Source organism: Thermomonospora umbrina, from assembly GCF_003386555.1.
Lineage (GTDB): Bacteria > Actinomycetota > Actinomycetes > Streptosporangiales > Streptosporangiaceae > Thermomonospora > Thermomonospora umbrina.
Genome location: NZ_QTTT01000001.1, coordinates 7,096,743 through 7,116,245, shown reverse-complemented (window position 1 = coordinate 7,116,245; position 19,503 = coordinate 7,096,743). Strand labels below are relative to the sequence as shown.

18 protein-coding genes are annotated in these 19,503 nt (G+C 72.0%); 15 read left to right on the top strand and 3 right to left on the bottom strand.

Annotation, left to right across the window (positions count from 1 at the left end):
* Positions 1-142: 142 nt before the first annotated feature.
* From prcB to DFJ69_RS32320, 4 genes are all read left to right on the top strand, one after another.
* Positions 143-958, top strand: a complete 816-nt coding sequence (gene prcB, locus DFJ69_RS32335) for a proteasome subunit beta (protein WP_245974807.1) — start codon at positions 143-145, stop codon at positions 956-958.
* A gap of 22 nt (positions 959-980) precedes the next feature.
* Positions 981-1,667, top strand: coding sequence for a proteasome subunit alpha (gene prcA / locus DFJ69_RS32330; protein ID WP_116026074.1), 687 nt, complete (start codon positions 981-983; stop codon positions 1,665-1,667).
* 158 nt (positions 1,668-1,825) lie between these two features.
* On the top strand, positions 1,826-3,184 hold the full coding sequence (pafA, locus tag DFJ69_RS32325) for a Pup--protein ligase (RefSeq protein ID WP_116026073.1): 1,359 nt from the start codon (positions 1,826-1,828) through the stop codon (positions 3,182-3,184).
* Positions 3,185-3,260: 76 nt separating this feature from the next.
* Positions 3,261-4,181 (top strand): FKBP-type peptidyl-prolyl cis-trans isomerase, encoded by a 921-nt coding sequence (locus DFJ69_RS32320; protein WP_116026072.1) that lies wholly within the window; start codon positions 3,261-3,263, stop codon positions 4,179-4,181.
* Positions 4,182-4,319: 138 nt separating this feature from the next.
* Here the strand turns inward: DFJ69_RS32320 and DFJ69_RS32310 are convergent, their stop codons facing one another.
* Positions 4,320-5,402, bottom strand: a complete 1,083-nt coding sequence (locus tag DFJ69_RS32310; RefSeq protein ID WP_116026071.1) for a DUF3866 family protein — start codon at positions 5,400-5,402, stop codon at positions 4,320-4,322.
* A 54-nt stretch (positions 5,403-5,456) separates the two neighbouring features.
* Here DFJ69_RS32310 and DFJ69_RS34725 point away from each other — a divergent pair, with 54 nt between their 5' ends.
* The 7 genes from DFJ69_RS34725 (at position 5,457) to DFJ69_RS32280 (ending at position 12,098) form a co-directional block, all read left to right on the top strand.
* Complete coding sequence (locus DFJ69_RS34725; RefSeq protein WP_170177894.1) at positions 5,457-6,431, top strand: helix-turn-helix transcriptional regulator; 975 nt, start codon at positions 5,457-5,459, stop codon at positions 6,429-6,431.
* Positions 6,428-7,411 carry a helix-turn-helix transcriptional regulator gene (locus tag DFJ69_RS34720; RefSeq protein ID WP_170177893.1) on the top strand — a complete coding sequence of 328 codons (984 nt, stop codon included), beginning with the start codon at positions 6,428-6,430 and terminating at the stop codon, positions 7,409-7,411. Before DFJ69_RS34725 ends, DFJ69_RS34720 begins: the two co-directional genes overlap by 4 nt.
* A 48-nt stretch (positions 7,412-7,459) precedes the next feature.
* Positions 7,460-7,681 carry a hypothetical protein gene (locus DFJ69_RS32300; protein ID WP_245974661.1) on the top strand — a complete coding sequence of 74 codons (222 nt, stop codon included), beginning with the start codon at positions 7,460-7,462 and terminating at the stop codon, positions 7,679-7,681.
* A gap of 25 nt (positions 7,682-7,706) precedes the next feature.
* Entirely contained in the window at positions 7,707-8,012 is a 306-nt protein-coding gene (tatA, locus tag DFJ69_RS32295; RefSeq protein WP_116026069.1) for a Sec-independent protein translocase subunit TatA, read from the top strand.
* 102 nt (positions 8,013-8,114) lie between these two features.
* Positions 8,115-8,945 (top strand): twin-arginine translocase subunit TatC, encoded by an 831-nt coding sequence (tatC, locus tag DFJ69_RS32290; RefSeq protein ID WP_342769895.1) that lies wholly within the window; start codon positions 8,115-8,117, stop codon positions 8,943-8,945.
* 62 nt (positions 8,946-9,007) lie between these two features.
* Positions 9,008-11,767 (top strand): DEAD/DEAH box helicase, encoded by a 2,760-nt coding sequence (locus DFJ69_RS32285; protein ID WP_116026067.1) that lies wholly within the window; start codon positions 9,008-9,010, stop codon positions 11,765-11,767.
* Positions 11,768-11,894: 127 nt separating this feature from the next.
* A complete protein-coding gene (locus DFJ69_RS32280) occupies positions 11,895-12,098 on the top strand; it encodes a hypothetical protein (protein WP_245974660.1) in 204 nt (67 codons plus the stop codon).
* Between the two features lie 7 nt (positions 12,099-12,105).
* On the opposite strand, the gene DFJ69_RS32275 is transcribed toward DFJ69_RS32280, so the two are convergent.
* Positions 12,106-12,972: a hypothetical protein gene (locus DFJ69_RS32275; RefSeq protein WP_116026066.1), complete on the bottom strand. Its 867-nt coding sequence runs from the start codon at positions 12,970-12,972 to the stop codon at positions 12,106-12,108.
* A 226-nt stretch (positions 12,973-13,198) separates the two neighbouring features.
* Positions 13,199-14,128 (bottom strand): 5'-3' exonuclease, encoded by a 930-nt coding sequence (locus DFJ69_RS32270; RefSeq protein ID WP_116027053.1) that lies wholly within the window; start codon positions 14,126-14,128, stop codon positions 13,199-13,201.
* 111 nt (positions 14,129-14,239) lie between these two features.
* Here DFJ69_RS32270 and DFJ69_RS32265 point away from each other — a divergent pair, with 111 nt between their 5' ends.
* The 4 genes from DFJ69_RS32265 (at position 14,240) to DFJ69_RS32250 (ending at position 19,502) form a co-directional block, all read left to right on the top strand.
* On the top strand, positions 14,240-15,358 hold the full coding sequence (locus DFJ69_RS32265) for a M24 family metallopeptidase (RefSeq protein WP_116027052.1): 1,119 nt from the start codon (positions 14,240-14,242) through the stop codon (positions 15,356-15,358).
* 194 nt (positions 15,359-15,552) lie between these two features.
* Entirely contained in the window at positions 15,553-16,782 is a 1,230-nt protein-coding gene (locus DFJ69_RS32260; protein WP_116026065.1) for an ABC transporter ATP-binding protein, read from the top strand.
* Positions 16,779-18,113 carry an ABC transporter substrate-binding protein gene (locus tag DFJ69_RS32255; RefSeq protein ID WP_116026064.1) on the top strand — a complete coding sequence of 445 codons (1,335 nt, stop codon included), beginning with the start codon at positions 16,779-16,781 and terminating at the stop codon, positions 18,111-18,113. The genes DFJ69_RS32260 and DFJ69_RS32255 overlap by 4 nt, the downstream gene beginning before the upstream one ends.
* 36 nt (positions 18,114-18,149) lie before the next feature.
* Positions 18,150-19,502, top strand: a complete 1,353-nt coding sequence (locus DFJ69_RS32250; protein WP_116026063.1) for an ABC transporter permease subunit — start codon at positions 18,150-18,152, stop codon at positions 19,500-19,502.
* The last annotated feature ends 1 nt before the right edge of the window (position 19,503 follow it).

Below are 19,503 nucleotides of genomic sequence, written 5' to 3'. Positions count from 1 at the left end.
ACCGGAGTATGCGTGGCGCGCCCGTTGAACAGTAGGGTCGTAGGCGTCCGCGCCGGTCGAGGCCCCACGGGGGACCGGCGCCATGGTGGAGGGAAGGAGTCGCGTGGCGTCCCACGATTCGCACACCGGACGTCTGCCGGGGATGTTCATGAGCCCGGGCACGTCCTCGTTCACCGAGTTCCTGGGGTCACACCACCCGGATTTGATGCCCGACCGCCGCTTGACCGCCCTCGGTTCGGGAACGTCGGGGGCCGTGGACCTGCCGCACGCCACCACGATCGTCGCGGTGACGTACCCCGGAGGGGTCGTCATGGCGGGTGACCGGCGGGCGACCTCCGGCAACGTGATCGCCCAGCGTGACGTGGAGAAGGTCTTCCGGGCCGACGAGCTCTCGGCGGTCGCGATCGCCGGCACCGCCGGGATCGGGATGGAGATCGTCCGGCTCTTCCAGGTGGAGATCGAGCACTACGAGAAGATGGAGGGCCGCACCCTCTCGCTGGAGGGCAAGGCCAACCGGCTGGCCACGATGATCCGCGGCAACCTCGGCATGGCCATGCAGGGCCTGGTGGTGGTGCCGTTGTTCGCGGGCTACGACATCGAGCGCGAGACCGGCCGGATCTTCAGCTACGACCCCGCCGGCGGCCGCTACGAGGAGCACGACTTCTACTCGATCGGCTCCGGCTCGGTGTTCGCCCGGGGTTCGCTCAAGAAGCTGTGGCGGGCCGACCTGTCGGAGGACGACGCGGCGCTCGCGTGCGTGCAGGCGCTGTACGACGCGGCCGACGACGACTCGGCCACCGGCGGCCCCGACCTGATCCGCAAGATCTTCCCGATCGTGGCGGCGGTGACGGCCGACGGGTTCCGCAGGCTGCCGGAGGAGGAGATCGCGGACCTGGCCCAGGCCGTGGTCGACGGGCGTTACGACTCGCCGGGCGGTCCGTCCGCCCCGCTGCGATAGAAGGGATTCCAGTCCGGTGAGCATGCCGTTCTACGTGTCGCCCGAGCAGGCGATGAAGGACAAGGCGGACTACGCGCGCAAGGGCATCGCGCGCGGTCGCAGCGTCGTGGTGCTGCAGTACGACGACGGCATCCTGTTCGTGGCCGACAACCCGTCCCGGGCGCTCCACAAGATCAGTGAGATCTACGACCGCATCGCGTACGCCGCGGTGGGCAAGTACAACGAGTTCGAGACGCTGCGGCTGGCCGGCGTGCGGTACGCGGACGTCAACGGGTACCAGTACGACCGGCGGGACGTGACCGCGCGCGGCCTGGCCAACGCCTACGCGCAGTCGCTCGGCAACATCTTCACCGAGACCCCCAAGCCGTACGAGGTGGAGTTGGTGGTGGCCGAGGTCGGCGAGGACGCCGACACCGACCAGATCTACCGGCTGACCTTCGACGGCTCGGTCCGCGACGAGCACGGCTACGTGGCGATGGGCGGACAGGTCGAGGCGGTCGAGCAGGCCCTCAAGGAGCGGTTCTCCGAGGGGCTGTCCCTGGCGGCGGCCCTGCGCGCCGGGGTGCAGTCGCTGGAGGCCCAGGAGGCCGACCGGCGGCTGGAGGCCAAGGCGCTGGAGGTGGCGGTGCTCGACCGCAACCGCGAGCACCGGCTGTTCCGGCGGCTGACGGCCCCGCGCATCGAGGAGCTGCTGAGCGAGAGTTCCTGACCCCCGACGGCAGACCGACGATCCCCCGTTCCGGCGCGTTCCGGAGCGGGGGATCGCCGTCGTTATTGATCTACAACGTAAAGGTCACGGTCGTGACAGTCGCGCTTCGGTGCCGGCGGGCACTGTCGGCGCGGGCCCCGGCCGCATAGGGTCGAGGTGTGGACAGGCGCATCTTCGGGCTTGAGAACGAGTACGGGGTCACCTGCACCTTCCGCGGGCAGCGGCGTTTGTCACCCGACGAGGTGGCCCGCTATCTGTTCCGCAGGGTGGTGTCATGGGGCCGCAGCAGCAATGTGTTCCTTCGCAACGGCGCGCGGCTCTACCTCGATGTGGGCAGCCACCCCGAGTACGCCACGCCGGAGTGCGACAGCGTCATCGACCTGGTGACGCACGACAAGGCGGGCGAGCGCATCCTCGAGGGGCTCCTCGTGGACGCCGAGCGACGCCTCCGCGAGGAGGGCATCGCGGGCGACATCTACCTGTTCAAGAACAACACCGACTCGGCCGGCAACTCCTACGGCTGTCATGAGAACTACCTGGTCGGCCGGCACGGGGAGTTCGGCCGGCTGGCCGACGTGCTGATCCCGTACCTGGTCACCCGGCAGATCATCTGCGGGGCGGGCAAGGTCCTGCAGACCCCGCGCGGCGCGGTGTACTGCGTGTCGCAACGGGCCGAGCACATCTGGGAGGGGGTCTCCTCGGCCACCACCCGGTCCCGTCCGATCATCAACACCCGCGACGAGCCGCACGCCGACGCGGAGCGGTTCCGCCGGCTGCACGTGATCGTCGGCGACTCCAACATGAGCGAGACCACCATGCTGCTCAAGGTCGGGGCCACCGACCTGGTGCTGCGCATGATCGAGGCCGGGGTGGTGATGCGCGACCTCACCCTGGAGAACCCGATCCGGGCCATCCGCGAGGTCAGCCACGACATGACCGGCCGCCGCAAGGTCCGGCTGGCCAACGGCCGCGAGGCCAGCTCGCTGGACATCCAGAAGGAGTACTTCGGCAAGGCCAAGGACTTCGTCGACCGCCGCGGCGGTGACGAGATCTCACTGCGGGTGCTGGAGTTGTGGGAGCGCACACTGCGCGCGGTGGAGACCGGCGACCTCGACCTGGTCGCCCGGGAGATCGACTGGGTGACCAAGTACCAGTTGATCGAACGCTACCGGCGCAAGTACGACCTGCCGCTGTCCTCGCCGCGGGTGGCCCAGCTCGACCTGGCCTACCACGACGTCCATCGCAGCCGGGGTCTGTACTACCTGCTGGAGAAGCGCGGGTCGGTCGAGCGCGTCACCCGTGACCTGGACATCTTCGAGGCCAAGTCGGTGCCGCCGCAGACCACCCGGGCGCGGTTGCGCGGCGAGTTCATCCGCCGCGCGCAGGAGAAGCGCCGCGACTTCACGGTCGACTGGGTGCATCTCAAGCTGAACGACCAAGCACAGCGGACGGTGCTGTGCAAGGACCCGTTCCGCTCCGTGGACGAGCGCGTGGACAAGCTCATCGCAGGCATGTGACCAGCCCCCTTCGGGGGTGACCAGCCGGTAATGTGTGCCCTCACAGTCCGGCCCGTCACCCCCGAAAGGCCACGTCATGCGCCGTCTTGTCGCCCTCGCCGTCGTGCCGGCCTTGCCGCTCGTGCTGGCGGCCTGCGGCGGTGACGATCTGCCGGTGAAGGTGACGGGCGAGTTCGGCGAACGGCCCGCGGTGTCCTTTCCCAAGGACGCCGAGCCCGGTGACGACCTGGTGACGTCGACGCTCGTCAAGGGCGAGGGCTCCGAGGTCCACAAGGGCGACCTGGTCGTGGCCTCCTACGCCGGATACCGCTGGAACGCCTCCGGCACCAAGCTGGTGGCCGACAGCTACGCCGCCGCACAGCCCGGGGCCTTCCCGTCCGGCAGGCTGATCCCCGGACTGGACAAGGCGCTGGTCGGTCGGCGCGCCGGGAGCCGGGTCGTGGCCGTCATCCCGCCCGAGGAGGGCTACGGGGCCCGCGGCGACACCCGCCATCAGGTCGGCCCGCGCGACTCGCTGGTGTACGTGCTGGACGTGCTCGCGACCTATCCCAAGACGGCCGAGGCCAAGGGCAGGCCGCAGCCGCCCACCGGGGCGGCGCTGCCGAGCGTCTCCGCCGACAGCCCCGGCAGGCCCCCTCGGGTGACCGTCCCGCGCACCGCGCCCCCGGCGACCCTTCAGGTGCGCACCCTGGTGCAGGGCACGGGGCCCGCCGTGCGCCCCAACAGGCTCACGGTGCTGCAGTTCACCGGCGTGCTGTGGCGTTCGGGCAGGCCGTTCTACTCCACCTGGCAGGACGGGCGGCCCGCCGGGGAGGTCCTCGGCGTGGGCCAGGACATCAAGGCGTTCGACCAGGGGCTCGTCGGGCAGAAGGTGGGCAGCCGGATGCTGCTGGTGGTCCCGCCGAAGTGGGGGTACGGCTCCAAGGGCCTGTCGCACTACGGGATCAAGGGCTCCGACACGCTCGTGTACGTCGTCGACATCCTCGGCACGCACTGACCGTTCTAAGGGCAATCCCGGTTGTTCTTAGACTGGCCCCGTGGACGACGTCGAGGCGATAGCCGTGCTGCGCGACCCGGTCAGGCGGCGGCTGTACGAGTACGTGGCCCTCCAGGCCCTTGGGGTCGCAGGGGCGCGCTAGAGCAGGGATGCGGTGTGGCGGCCCGCGGCGGCGGCGGTGAGGAAGTAGGCGAGGTCCGCGTCCAGCCGCCGGCCCATCGTGGACAGGCGCACGCCCCAGTCGCCCTCGGCGGCGCGCAGGATCTTCTCGAGGCCGTCCACCGGGACCCGGACCAACGTGTGCCGCCCGCTCAGGGGAGCGGCCTGGCGGGTCACCTCCGCGCCGAACCCTCCCGGCAGGTCGGGCACCACCACGTCCGCCCCGGCCAGCGCCACCCGGCCGTAGGCGGTCAGGCTGTGGTGGGAGACCCCGATGTGGCGTTCGCGCTCGTCGCCCTCGCTGACCCGCAGACAGGCGACCGGCCGTCCGCCCAGCACCGAGGCGGCGTTGACGGCCTCGCCCGCCGAGACCCCGGAGAACCCCCAGCGGGTGCCGGTGCCCAGGTTGCCGGGGCCCTGCGCCAGCACCACGACCTCGGCGTCCAGCACCAGCCGGGCGGCCAACAGCCCGGTGTGGACCGTCACCGCCTCCAGGTCGCCGCCGAACGCCTGCCCGACCGTCACGGTGGCGGCCAGTGCCCCCGCCTCCTTGAGCCGCGCGATCGACATGGAGAACCAGGCGGGCAGCGCGCCCCCGTCCGGCATGACGTACACCACCCGGGTGCCGGGGCGCGCGGCCAGCAGCCCCGCCAGGATCGGCGGCAGCGCCGAGTGCAGATCGGCGACGACGACGGGCATGCCGTCCAGCGAGTCGGCCTCGCGGAGCGCCTCGTGGTGCGGGGAGCCCTGCTCGTCCGCGCCGAGCACGGTGGCCTGGAGCGGGGTGTAGCGGGCCTTCACCAGATGGCCGGGGCCGGTGGGGTCCGGCGGCAGGCGGTCGGGCACCGCGACGACCATCGCGTACCCGCCGGTGCCCAGACCCATCGCCAGCGCCGTCGTGTTGAGCAGCACCGCGTCGCCCGGCTCGGGGCGTCCCACCAGGGCCGGATAGGCCAGCGCGCGGGCCGTTCCGGGCTCCCCGTCGACCGAGACGTCCAGTTCGACCGCCCCGGGCCATTCGCGGCGAACGCGTTCCACCCTGCCTTTTCGCCATCGGATCACGCCGGAAACGGTAGCGTCTCAGTCTGGGATCTGACCGAGGAACGAGGTGGTGGCGTGTCGCGGCGCAAGACCGAGCGCCTGCTGAACCTGGTGGTGTGTCTGCTGGCCACACGGCGCCATCTCACGGCCGAGCAGATCCGCCGGGCGGTGCCCGGGTACCCCGACTCCGACGAGGCGTTCAAGCGCATGTTCGAACGCGACAAGGAGGAGCTGCGGGAGCTGGGCGTACCGCTGGAGGTCGGCAGTGACGAGGGCGGGGGGGAGGCCGGATACCGGATCCCGCCGCGCGACTACGAGCTCCCCGAGCTGCACCTGACCCCGGACGAGACCGCCGTGCTGGGCCTGGCGGCCCGGGTCTGGCAGCGCGCCAGCCTGGCCGAGGCCGCCTCCGGCGCGCTGCTGAAGCTGCGCGCGGCCGGTGTCGACGCCTCCGCGACCGACTCGCTGGGCATCGAGCCCACCGTCGACACGGAGGAGCCCGCCTTCCCGGCGCTGTGGGAGGCCGTCAAGGACGGACACCCCGTGGCGTTCGACTACCAGGGCGTCGGCCGGACCTCGATGACGCGCCGGCACGTCGAGCCGTGGGGCGTGGTGAGCCGCCGGGGCCGCTGGTACATGGTCGGCTTCGACACCGACCGTTCCGACACCCGGGTGTTCCGCCTCAGCCGCATCGCCGGCGAGGTGACCGCCGACGGGCCCGCCGGGAGCGTGACCGTCCCCGAGGGCGTGGACATCCGCAAGATCGCCTTCGACCGGATCGAGGCGCCCGCCGAGTCCCGAACCGCCACCGTGCTGCTGCGCTCCGGCGCGGCGCAGGGCCTGCGCCGGTGGGCGACCGGCGTGCGACCGGCCGGGGAGGCGTGGGACGGCGACGCCTGGGGCGAGGCGACCCTGACCTTCGGCGAGGCCGACCGGTTCGCGCCGTATCTGGCCAGGTTCGGCGGTGACGTGGTGGTGCTCGACCCGCCCGACCTGCGCGACGCGGTGATCCAGCATCTCAAGTCCGTGGTGGCGGTGAACGACCGGTGAAGCACACGACCTCCAGCGATCGGCTGGCCCGACTCCTGGCCCTGGTGCCGTACGTGGTCAGTCGCGACACGGTGGCGCTGGACGAGGCCGCCGCCGCGTTCGGCGTCAGCGAGAAGCAGCTCATCGACGACCTCAACCTGCTGTGGTGCGTGGAGCTGCGCGCGCCCGATCCCTACTGTCCGATCGACCTGTCCTACGAGGGCGGCGAGATCACCGTCAGCGAGGCCGAGTCGATCGCCCGGCCGCTGCGGCTCAAGGTCGACGAGGCCGGGGCGCTGCTGGTCGCGCTGCGGATGCTGGCCGAGATCGGCGACCCCCGCGACCGGGACGCGCTCAGCCGCGTGATCGTCAAGCTGGAGAACGCCTCCGGCGCCGCCGCCGCGGCGGTGGGCAGCCAGGTGTCGGTGCAGGTGGACCTCACGCTCGAGCAGGCGGGCGCGATGCCCGCCCGGGTCCGGGAGGCGATCGCGGCGGGCCGCCGGCTGCACCTGACCTACTACGTGCCCGGCCGCGACGAGAACACCGAGCGCGACGTCGACCCGATGCGGCTGCTCGTGGTGGACGGCCAGGCGTACCTGGAGGGCTGGTGCCGCCGGGCCGACGCCGTCCGGCTGTTCCGGCTCGACCGGGTGGTGGAGCTGACCGTCCTCGACGTCGCCGCCGAGGTCCCCGAGGAGGCCGAGCCGTTGGACGTGCGGGCCGGGCGGCTGTTCCGACCCTCGCCCGACGACATCCGGGTGACCTTCGAGCTGACGCCCGCCGGCCGGTGGGTCGCCGACTCCTATCCGTGCGAGAGCGTGGAGGAGATCGGCGAGGGGCGGCTGCGCGTGGTGCTCCGCACACCCGACAAGCGCTGGGTGCGCGGGCTGGCGCTCCGGCTCGGCGACCAGGGCCGCATCATCGGCCCCGCGGACCTGACCGAGGCCGTCCGCGCCGACGCCGTCCGGGCGCTGGCCCGTTACGAGACGGCCGCGACGTGACGATCGCCGCACTGTCCTCCCTCGAGGCGAGGCGCTAACGTGACGAGCGTGGGTTGGGCTCAGGTGTTCGTCGGGATGGCCTTCGCCGGCCTCCTGGTCTTGGCGGCCTGCTCGTTCAGGGTCTACCTGGCCGTGCGGGGGCTGGGACGTGAACTCGAACGCACCCGGCGACGTCTGGCGCCCAAACAGTCGGCGCTGCGCGATGAACTTCGCCGGCTGGGTGATCCTCAGGAGTCCGATACCGCACCGGACGGCGTACGATCGTCGTGAACGGCACCTGCTGAAGAGGGATGACATGGCTGGACTTGGCTGGACCGAGATTCTGATCGTCCTCGCGGTGATCATGCTGCTGTTCGGGTCGGCGAAGCTGCCACAGCTCGCCCGCTCGTTGGGCAAGTCCGCGCGCATCCTGAAGGCCGAGACCAAGGGCCTGCGCGAGGACGACGACGAGGCGGCCAAGCCGCAGGCCGCGCCGCCGCAGCAGCCCCCCGCGCAGCCGCAGCAGCAGCAGTACGCGCCGCCGCCGCAGGGACAGCTCCCGTCCGGACAGCCGATCCAGGGCGTTCCGGTCGACCCCAACCAGGCCCGCAACGCGCACTGACACCCTGGCTGATCCGACCGACCGGCGAAGGCGCGACCCGAATCGATGATGAAACTGACCAGGCAGCGGCCACCGGCCGATCCAGAGGGCCGCATGCCGCTCATGGAGCACCTCCGTGAGCTCCGCAACCGCCTGCTGAAGGCCACCGCGGGCCTGGTCGCCGGGATGATCCTCGGCTTCGTGATCTTCGATCCCGTCTGGGAGTTCCTGCAGGCGCCCTATTGCGAGCTGCCGGCGGCCCACCGCGGGACCGGCGGCGAGACGTGCAACCTCTACACCAACGGGCTGACCGAGGGCTTCTTCCTGCGGATCAAGATCGCCCTGATGATCGGCGCCGTGGTGTCGTCCCCCATCTGGCTGTACCAACTGTGGGCGTTCATCGCCCCGGGTCTGTACCGCAAGGAACGGCGCTGGACGTACACCTTCATGGCGGGGGCGGTCCCGCTGTTCCTGCTGGGCGCGGCGCTGTCGTACATCACGCTGGACAAGGGCCTGAGCATTCTGCTCGGCTTCGTGCCCGACAACACGGTGCCGCTGGTGACGATCACCAGCTACCTCAACTACGCCACCGCCATGATGCTGGTCTTCGGGCTGGCGTTCGAGCTGCCGCTGATCGTGGTCATCCTCAACCTGGCCGGGGTGCTGTCCTCCGCCCGGATCCGCCGTTCCCAGCGGATGATCATCTTCGGGATCTTCGTGTTCGCGGCGGTGGCCACGCCCAGCGCCGATCCGTTCACCATGATGGCGCTGGCGCTGCCGACGGTGCTGCTGTTCGAGGTGGCGGCGTTCCTGGCCTTCCTCAACGACCGGCGCCGCGCGCTGCGCCCCGGCGCGCACGACGAGCTGTCGGACGACGAGGCCGCGCCGCTGGACCTGGACGAGATCGACGCCGCGCTCGAGCAGAGCGCCGAGGGCGGCGGTCGGGGCCGCTGACCCGTCCGGCCCGGGCGGAAACCGATTGTGAATCGGGTCGCGTTGAACCATAGGCTCGACTCATGAATTCCCCTGGTGCCACGCCCGCCGAGCGGTTCGCCGCGCATCGCGCGCGCACCCGCGACCATGGTCCCGCGCTGCTGGACTTCCAGGGCCTGTACGACTTCGGGCTGGACGCCTTCCAGATGGAGGCGTGCCGGGCGCTGGAGTCCGGGCAGGGGGTCCTGGTGGCCGCCCCCACCGGGTCGGGCAAGACCGTGGTCGGCGAGTTCGCCGTCCATCTGGCGCTGGCGGGCGGGCAGAAATGCTTCTACACCACCCCCATCAAGGCGCTCTCCAACCAGAAGTACGCCGACCTGGTGCGCCGCTACGGGCCCGACAAGGTGGGGCTGCTCACCGGGGACAACAGCGTCAACGGTGAGGCGCCGATCGTCGTCATGACGACCGAGGTCCTGCGCAACATGCTGTACGCCCGGTCGCACACCCTGACGGGTCTGGGCTTCGTGGTGATGGACGAGGTGCACTACCTGGCCGACCGGTTCCGCGGGGCGGTGTGGGAGGAGGTCATCATCCACGTGCCGGACTCGGTCCGGATCGTGGCGCTGTCGGCCACCGTGTCCAACGCCGAGGAGTTCGGCGAGTGGCTGCAGGAGGTGCGGGGCGAGACCGCCGTGATCGTCGACGAGCACCGGCCGGTGCCGCTGTTCCAGCACATGCTGGTCGGCAACCGGCTGTACGACCTGTTCGTCGACACCGGCGACCCGTCCGCCCGCCCGAAGATCAACCCTCAACTGCGCAACGTGGCGGTGGACGAGGTCCGCCGGGCCAAGATCAACCAGGGTCGGCGCACCGGCCGCAAGCGGGTCGCCCGGCCGCCCCGGTTCCGGCCGCCGCCCCGCCCCGACGTGATCGAGCGGCTGGACCGGGCCGGGCTGCTGCCGGCCATCACGTTCATCTTCAGCCGGGCCGCCTGCGACGCGGCCGTCCTGCAGTGCCTGCACGCGGGGCTGCGGCTGACCTCCCGCGAGGAGGCCGAGGAGATCCGCGCGCACGTCGAGCTGCGCACCGTCGACCTGGCCGACGCCGACCTGCGCGTGCTCGGCTACGACGACTGGCTGGCCGGGCTGGAACGGGGCATCGCCGCCCACCACGCCGGGATGCTGCCGACCTTCAAGGAGGTCGTCGAGGAGCTGTTCGCCCGGGGGCTGATCAAGGCGGTCTTCGCCACCGAGACGCTGGCGCTGGGCATCAACATGCCCGCCCGCACCGTGGTGATCGAGAAGCTCGACAAGTGGAACGGCGAGGCCCACGCCGATCTGACCCCGGGGGAGTACACCCAGCTCACCGGGCGGGCCGGGCGACGCGGCATCGACGTCGAGGGCCACGCGGTGGTGCTGTGGTCGCCGGGCATGGACCCCTTCTCGGTCGCCGGGCTCGCCGGCACCCGGACCTACCCGCTGAACTCCAGCTTCCGGCCGTCGTACAACATGGCGGTCAACCTGGTCGGCGCGGTCGGCCGCGAGCGGGCCCGCACCCTGCTGGAGGAGTCGTTCGCCCAGTTCCAGGCCGACCGCGCGGTGGTCGGACTGGCCCGGCAGGTGCACAAGAACGAGGAGGCCCTCGCCGGGTACTCCGAGGCCGCCACCTGCCATCTCGGCGACTTCATGGAGTACGCGGCGCTGCGCCGGGCCCTGTCGGACCGTGAGGCGGAGCTGGCGCGGGAGCGGTCCACCGCCCGGCGGTCGGAGGCGATCCGCTCGCTGGAGCGGCTGCGTCCCGGCGACGTGATCGTCGTCCCGTCGGGGCGGCGCGCGGGCCTCGCGGTGGTGCTGGACCCGGGGCTCGGCAGGCGCTCCGACGGGCCCGCCCCGCTGGTGCTCACCGCGCAGCGGTCGGTCCAGCGGTTGTCCGCGCTGGACTTCTCCCGCCCGGTCGAGCCGGTGGAGCGGATCCGCATCCCGCGCTCGTTCAGCCCCCGCAGCCCTCAGCAGCGGCGCGACCTGGCGGCGACGCTGCGCACCAAGGTGCCCGACGAGGACGTCAAGGTCCAGCGGGGCGGCGGTCGTCGTGGCGGCGGCCCGGTCGGCGACGACGCGGAGATCACCCGGTTGCGCCGCGAGCTGCGGCAGCACCCCTGCCACGGCTGCACGGAGCGGGAGGACCACGCCCGCTGGGCCGAGCGGTACTTCCGCCTAGAGCGCGAGACCGACTCGCTGCGCCACCGTGTCGAGGGCCGTTCCCAGGTCATCGCCCGGACCTTCGACCGGGTCTGCGGGGTCCTGGAGCAGCTCGGCTACCTGGAGGGCGACACCGTCACCGAGGAGGGGCGGAGGCTGGGCCGGATCTACAACGAGCTGGACCTGCTGACCGCGGAGAGCCTGCGCGCGGGCATCTGGGAGCACCTGGAGCCCGCCGAGCTGGCCGCCTGCGTGTCCGCGCTGGTGTACGAGTCCCGGCAGCCGGACGACGCCTCCGCGCCGCGCACCCCGCCGGGCGCCGCACGCGACGCACTGGGGAACATGGTCCGTCTGTGGGGCGAGCTGGACTCCATCGAGAAGGACAACCGGGTGTCGTTCCTGCGGGAGCCGGACCTGGGGTTCGCGTGGACGGCGTACCGGTGGGCGGACGGCGGACGCCTCGACGAGGTCCTGCTCGAGGCGGGGATGACCGCCGGCGACTTCGTGCGGGCGGTCAAACAACTGCTGGACCTGCTCGGCCAGGTCGCCGTCGCGGCCCCGGACGGCAGCCGGATCCGGCGGATCGCGGGCAAGGCCATGGACGCGATGCGGCGCGGGGTGGTCGCCTACACCTCGGTCTCCTGACCGAATTCTCGCCTTACTGTGTAAAGGGCCGGGCCGTAATGAGCGGTGGGTTTCCCCGGCGCCCTCACGGACATTCCGGAGAGGCGCGCCGGGGGGACGCGCCATCCGATTCCCTGATCACGGAGGCATGATGCTCGCGGTCGTCGCGGCGGTCGTCTTCGGCCTGGCCCTGCTGTTCGACCTGGCAGACATCCGGTCCGACCCGTTCGACCACGCCACTCTCGTCACCCTGGGGCTGCTGTTCCTCGCCCTGCACCTCGCCGGGTTCGGCGGCCCCGGCGGCTCCACCGCCTCCGGGCGGGGCCGCGCCTGGTCTCGACGCCGTCGTTGAACGGCCCTCAACCGCCCTCGCGGACGATCTTGTCACCGGCCACCGCGTCGCCATGCACGGTGACGTCGCCATAGAACACGAAGCCAGGACCCCGGCCCCCGTCGTTCGGCGGGGATGCCGGGGGCCGCACCGTGCCGTGGGCCCGCCGGGCGGCGTCGCCCTCCGGGTGCCGAACCTCGGTGGCCGGCACGTCCACCGTCCCGGCGTCGCCCCGCAGCTCCGCGGTGCCGGCGGGGGAGTCCGGCAGGTGGATCCACCCGCGCGCCCGGGTCTCCTTGACCGTGACGTCCGCGGGCCAGAACGCCGTCGGATCCACCGAGCCGTCGGCGTGCCGGATCACGCCGTCGTAGAAGTAGTCCGAGGCGATCACGGCCAGGTCGTCGCCCGAGTCGGCCAGCGCCCGCTTGAGCGCCGGCGCGTCCAGCAGCCGGAACAGGTGGTTGACCGACGTCCCCGCCAGGCCGTGCGCGTCCCGGTGGACCTCGCCGATGTGCACGGCCACCCGCAGCCGGACGACCTGCCCGTCCGGGGCGGCCCCGTTGTGCCGCCGCAGCCGCCGCGCCAGGTGCCCCACCAGCGGATCGATCACGCCCACCGACGGCATCCGCGCCGGAACGATCACCAGGATCCCGTCCCCGCGATCCTCGTGCAGACAGTCGTCCCACCCGAGCAGGGCGTCGTCGAACGCTCCGGGGACCATCGCGTACAGCGCCTCCCGCACGGCCAACTGCACCCGATCGTTGCGCGCCGGGTCGGTGAACCCGGCGACGTCGACGGCGAACAGCACACAGTGCTGCGAGCGGTGGCCCCCGGCCCCCTGCCGCCCGCCGGACCGGGCCGGCAGCCCCTCGCCCTTGTCCGCGAAGAAGTTCATCGCCGCTCCCGCCCGACTCGACCCGCGTCCGTGTCCGCCCGCCGAGCGTAGGCCGCGCTACGCCCCCGGGTCCACGCCCGAACGTCCACGACCCCCGTATGGGTGGTGCGTGGCGGGTCGGGCGCGACGTGTGGGCACGGTCGTGAGCGCGTTGGGCGGTGGGGTGGGGGTTCGCGGCGGTTGGGTGCGTGACGGGGTTGGGCCCGGGGGTTTGGGTGCGTGGGGGTCAGGGATGGGCGGCCAGGGCGTTGAGGAGGCGGTTGACGGGGCTGGTGAGGTTCCACTCGTCGGCGAGGGCGATGAGTGTCTCGGGGTCGCGGGGGGTCGTGGGGAGCGTGTCGGGGAGGTCCTCGAGCTCGGGGGCGGGGATGTCGGTCACGACCTTGACCACCGTCTCCGCCGAGGCCAGGTAGTCGCGGGCGGCCGTCAGCTTGAGGCGGCTGCCGGGTGGGAAGCCCTCGGTGACGCCGGCGTCGAGGGCGGTGAGGATGCCGTCGACGGAGCCGAAGCGGGTGACGAGGGCGGCGGCCGTCTTGTCGCCGACGCCGGGAACTCCGGGGAGGCCGTCGCTGGGGTCGCCGCGCAGGGTGGCGTAGTCGCCGTAGGCGCGGCCGGGGATGCCGTACTTGGCGGCGATCTCCTTCTCACCCATCACCTGGAGGTTGCGGATGCCGCGGGCGGTGTAGAGGACCAGCACCGGGCCGCCCTCGTCGACGAGCTGGAACAGGTCGCGGTCGCCGGTGACGATGTCGACCGCCCCGCCCTCGGCGGCGCAGCGGGTCGCCAGCGTGCCGATCACGTCGTCGGCCTCGTAGCCGGGCACCCCGGCGCGCACCAGGCCGACGGCGTCCAGCACCGCGTCGATGATCGGCAACTGGGCGGACAGCGGGTCGGGGGTCTGGTCGCCGCCGTCCTCGGCCACCCGGTGCGCCTTGTAGGACGGCAGCGCCGCCACCCGGAAGGCGGGACGCCAGTCGGCGTCCATGCAGCACACCAGCCGGGCGGGGGAGCGGTCCTTGACCAGCCGGGCGATCATGTCGATCAGGCCGCGCACCGCGTTGACCGGGGTGCCGTCCGGCGCGGTCACCGACTCGGGCACGCCGAAGAACGCACGGAAGTACAGCGACGGCGTGTCGAGCAGCATCAACGCACTCATGGACGCCATCGTGCCACGCGGCGGTGACATCGCCGCACCCCCGCCGTTCGTGGCGGCCCCGGAGTCTTGGGATCCTGGGACGACGAACGACGACGAAGGATCGTGATCTCGATGAACCCGGATGTGACGACGGAGTTGTATCCGCCCGCGCGCCTGGCGCGCGTCCAGGAGGCCACCGCCGCGGCGGGCCTCGGCGCCCTGCTGCTGACGCCGGGGCCCGACCTGCGCTACGTGAGCGGCTACGACGCCATCCAACTCGAACGGCTCACCTGCCTGGTCGTGCCGGGCGAGGGAGACCCGTTCCTGGTGGTGCCCCGGTTGGAGCTGCCGGCGGCGCAGGCGTCCCCGGCGGGCGCGCTGGACGTGGAGATGGTGGCCTGGGACGAGACGGACGACCCGTTCGCGCTGGTCGCCCACAGGCTGCCCGACGCCGCGTCGGTCGGTGTCGCCGACCGGATGTGGGCGGTCATGGCGCTGCGGTTCCGCGACGCGATGCCCGACGCTCGGCAGGTGCCGGCCGGACGGGTGATGCGGGGGCTGCGGATCCGCAAGAGCGCGGCGGAGGTCGCCGCGCTGCGGGAGGCGGGCGCGGCGATCGACCGGGTGCATCGGCAGGTGCCGGCGCTGCTCAAGGCGGGCCGCACCGAGCGCGAGGTGGGCCGCGACATCGCCGAGGCCATCGTGGCCGAGGGGCACTCCCTGGTCGACTTCGTGATCGTGGGATCGGGCCCGAACGCCGCCAGCCCGCATCACGAGCTGTCCGATCGGGTGATCCAGCCCGGCGACCCGGTGGTCGTGGACATCGGCGGCACCATGCCCAGCGGCTACTGCTCCGACGAGACGCGCAACTACTGCGTGGGCGAGCCGCCCGACGACTACGTCGCCTACCACGAGGTGCTGCGGCGGGCGCAGCAGGCGGCGTGCGAGGCGGTACGCCCCGGTACGACCCCCGAGGCGGTGGACGCGGCGGCGCGCGACGTCATCGCCGAGGCGGGGTACGGGGAGTACTTCTTCCACCGCACCGGGCACGGCATCGGCCTGGAGACCCACGAGGACCCCTACATCGTCGCGGGCAACACCGAGCCGCTGGAGCCGGGCATGGCGTTCTCCGTCGAGCCGGGCATCTACCCCGGTGAGCACGGCGCCCGCATCGAGGACATCGTGGTGTGCACCGAGGACGGGCACGAGCGGATGAACCACGTGGACCGAGGGCTGATCGTCATCGCCTGATCACGTGCCGTCGAGGAGGGCGGGGACCCCGGATGCCGGGTCCCCGCCCTTCCGCATTGATAACGATCTCTTTACGAACCTTTGAGCGCCGGCATGACCGGGGCGGCGTCGGACAGAGGAGGAATGCGCGTTGCGTGTTCCGCCCGGGTTAAGCGCGGATGTCCCCGGGATCACGGTCGAACGGAGGAGACGTCGTGGCCGAGGTCATCCTGACAGGAGTCGGCAAGGTCTACGCCGACGGAACGCGAGCGGTCGACGATCTGAACCTGGACATCGCCGACGGGGAGTTCCTGGTCCTGGTGGGGCCCTCCGGCTGCGGCAAGACCACCGCGCTCCGGATGGTGGCCGGGCTGGAGGACATCTCGGAGGGCCGGGTCAGGATCGGCGACCGGGTGGTCAACCGGGTGCCCGCACGCGACCGCGACGTGGCGATGGTGTTCCAGAGCTACGCCCTCTACCCGCACCTGTCGGTGCGCGACAACATCGGCTTCGGGCTCTCGCTCCGCAAGGTCCCCAAGGCGCAGATCCGCGCGAAGGTCGACCACGCCGCCGGGCTGCTGGGCCTGGGCGACCATCTGGACCGCAAACCCCGCAACCTGTCGGGCGGCCAGCGGCAGCGGGTCGCGATGGGACGGGCGATCGTCCGCGAGCCGCAGGCGTTCCTGATGGACGAGCCGCTGTCCAACCTCGACGCCAAGCTGCGCGTGCAGATGCGCGCCGAGATCGCCCGCATCCAACGCGACCTGGGTGTCACCACCGTCTACGTCACCCACGACCAGACCGAGGCCATGACGCTCGGCGACCGCGTCGCGGTGATGAAGAAGGGGGTGCTCCAGCAGGTCGCGCCCCCACAGGAGCTCTACGACCGGCCCGTCAACCTCTTCGTGGCCGGCTTCATCGGATCCCCCGCCATGAACCTGGCGCAGGGCACCCTGCGCGCCGGTGACGGGGGCCTCCGCCTGGAGTTCGCCGGGCAGACCCTCGCCCTGCCCGGCGAGGTGCTCGACACCCGCCCGGCGCTGGGGGCCTACCTCGACCGTCCCGTCATCGCCGGGATCCGGCCGGAGGACATGGAGGACGCCGAGCTCCACGGCGGCGACGAGGGCGCCCGGCTCGTCTCGACGGCCGACCTGGTCGAGGCGATGGGCTCCGACGTCCTCGTGCACTTCGCCGTGGACGCCGAACGGGTGGACACCGAGGACACCAAGGAGCTCGCCCGCGACGCGGGCGCGGATCCGCTGCTCGCACGTGGCGGCCCCACGGGCACCCGCATGGTCGCCAGGTTCAGCCCCCGCACCCGGATCACGGTGGGCGACCCGGTGACCGCGCAGGTCGACACAGGACGACTGCACTTCTTCGATCCCGAGACAGGCGCGTCGATCTGGGATGCGACGCGGCCTTCCCCCAGGAAGGATTCCGAATGAGGGCGCAAGGACATGCGATCGGCCGCCGCCGGGCCCTGGCCGCGACGCTGGCCGTCGGACTGGCCGCCGGCACCGCGGCCGCCTGCGGTGGCGGCGACGACGACGGCCCCGAGGGCGGCGGCGTGCTCAAGGGCCAGACCGTGACCGTGGCCGCCATCTGGACCGGCTCCAACGAGGGCGCCAAGTTCAAGAAGGTCCTCGACGAGTTCGGCGAGCGCACCGGGGCCACGGTCACGTACACCCCGACCGGTGACAACGTCGCCGCCTACCTCGGGTCCAAGGTGGACGGCAAGGCGCCACCGGACGTGGCGTTCCTCCCGCAGCAGGGCGTGCTGGTCGAGTTCGCCAAGAAGGGGTGGATCAGGCCGCTGGCCGCCGACACCCAGGCCACCGTCAAGCAGAACTTCTTCAAGGTCTGGCAGGAGCTCGGCTCTCACGACGGCAGGCCGTACGGCGTCTACTTCAAGGCGGGCAGCAAGTCGACCGTCTGGTACCGCAAGCAGGCGTTCACCGACGCGGGCATCACCGCGCCCCCGGCGACCTGGGCCGACTTCCTCAAGACGGCCGGGACGCTGTCGGACTCGGGCGCCACGCCGCTGTCCATCGGCGCCGCCGACGGCTGGGTGCTGACCGACTGGTTCGAGAACGTGTACCTGTCGGTGGCCGGACCCGACAAGTACGACCGGCTGTCCCGGCACGAGATCAAGTACACCGACCCGACCGTCAAGGAGGCGCTGCGCAGACTCGCCGAGCTGTGGGGCAGGCGGAACTACCTGGCCGGCGGGGCGAACGGCGCCCTGCAGACCGAGTTCCCCGCCTCCGTCCCGGCGGTGTTCGGGGCGTCGCCGAAGGCCGCCATGCTCCCCGGCGCCGACTTCGTCGCCTCCGAGATCACCAGCGCCACCAAGTCCAAGATCGGGCAGGACGCCGACTTCTTCCCGTTCCCCGCCGTGGGGGCCGAGCCCCCGGTGGTGGGCGCCGGCGACGTCGCGGTGGCGATGAAGGACACCCGGGGCGCGCACGAGCTGCTGAAGTTCCTGGCGAGCGCCGACGCGGCCAGGGTGTGGGCCGAGCAGGGCGGTTTCGTGTCCCCGAACAAGTCCCTGGACCTGGCCGCCTACCCCGACGACGTGCAGCGGCGGATCGCCAAGTCGGTCATCGACGCCGGCGACGACTTCCGCTTCGACATGTCCGACCTGGCCCCGGCAGCGTTCGGCGGCACCAAGGGCGCGGGCGAGTGGAAGATCCTGCAGGACTTCCTCGCCGACCCGTCCGACGTCGACGGCACCGCCGACAAGCTGGAGAAGGCCGCCGCGGCCGCGTTCAAGTGACCCGCAGGTGACCCGCCGACCCCCCGGGAGCGTGCGATGACAGACACCTCCGACCCGCCCGCGCCGAGCGCCGCGGCCGAGGCCGGGCCGCCCCCGGGCGGCGGCGGTCGGCTCGGCCCGCCGCCCTGGACGGCGGGCGGGTTCCTGGCCCCGGCGCTGGTCCTGCTGGCGCTGCTGGTCGTCTACCCGATCCTGTACACGGTCTGGCGCAGCCTGTACGACGCCGACGGCGGACGGCTGGTGTGGCTGGACAACTACGTCACGATGTTCACCGACTCGGCCACCTTCACCGCGATCAAGAACAACGCCATCTGGGTGGCGGTGGCCCCGGCCCTCATCACCGCCTTCGGGCTGATCTTCGCGGTGCTCACCGAGCGGATCCGGTGGGCGTCGGCGTTCAAGGCGATCGTGTTCATGCCGATGGCGATCTCGATGGTCGCCGCCGGTGTGATCTTCACGCTGGTGTACGACCACTCGCCCGAACGGGGGGTGCTCAACGCGGTCGCGGTGGGCGTCCACGACACGTTCGCCCCGGCCTCCCCGTACCCGGGGGTGCGGCCCCGCGAGCAGGGCAGCCCGCTCCGTCCCGACGGGAAGGGGTTCGTCACCGGTGCGCAGGTGCGGCCCGGCCAGACGGTGACGTTGCCGCTGGTCGCGGTGCCCCCGGCCAAGCAGCGCGAGCTGTCGGGGGCCCGCCCGGCCGCCGCGAGGCCGGGGGCGATCACCGGGACCGTCTGGGCCGACTTCGCGCCCGGCGGCGGCAGACCGAACCGGATCGACGCCAACGAGAAGGGCCTGCCGAAGGTCGAGGTCGAGGCGGTGTCGGGCGGCGGGGTCGCCGCCCGCGCCACGACCCGCGCCGACGGCACGTTCACGCTGGACGGCCTGGCCGCGGGCTCGTACACGCTGCGGCTGGCCGAGTCCAACTTCGCCGCCCCCTACGACGGGGTGACCTGGCTGGGGCCGGGCCTGGTCACGCCCGCGATCATCGGCGCCTACGTGTGGATGTGGGCGGGCTTCGCGATGGTCCTCATCGGGGCCGGGCTGTCGGCCATCCCCCGCGACGCCCAGGAGGCGGCCCGGGTGGACGGGGCCACCGAGTGGCAGGTGTTCCGGCGGGTGACCGTGCCGCTGCTGGCCCCGGTGCTGGTGGTCGTGTTCGTCACGCTGGTCATCAACGTGCTGAAGATCTTCGACCTGGTGTACATCATGGCGCCGGGCTCCTCGATCCAGGACGCCAACGTGCTGGCGCTGCGGATGTACCTGATCTCCTTCATCGGGGAGAGCCCCGACCAGGGGCTCGGCAGCGCCATCGCCGTGGTCCTGTTCCTGCTGGTGCTGCCCGCCATGGTGTTCAACATCCGCCGTTTCCGGCGAGAGCAGGGGTGAG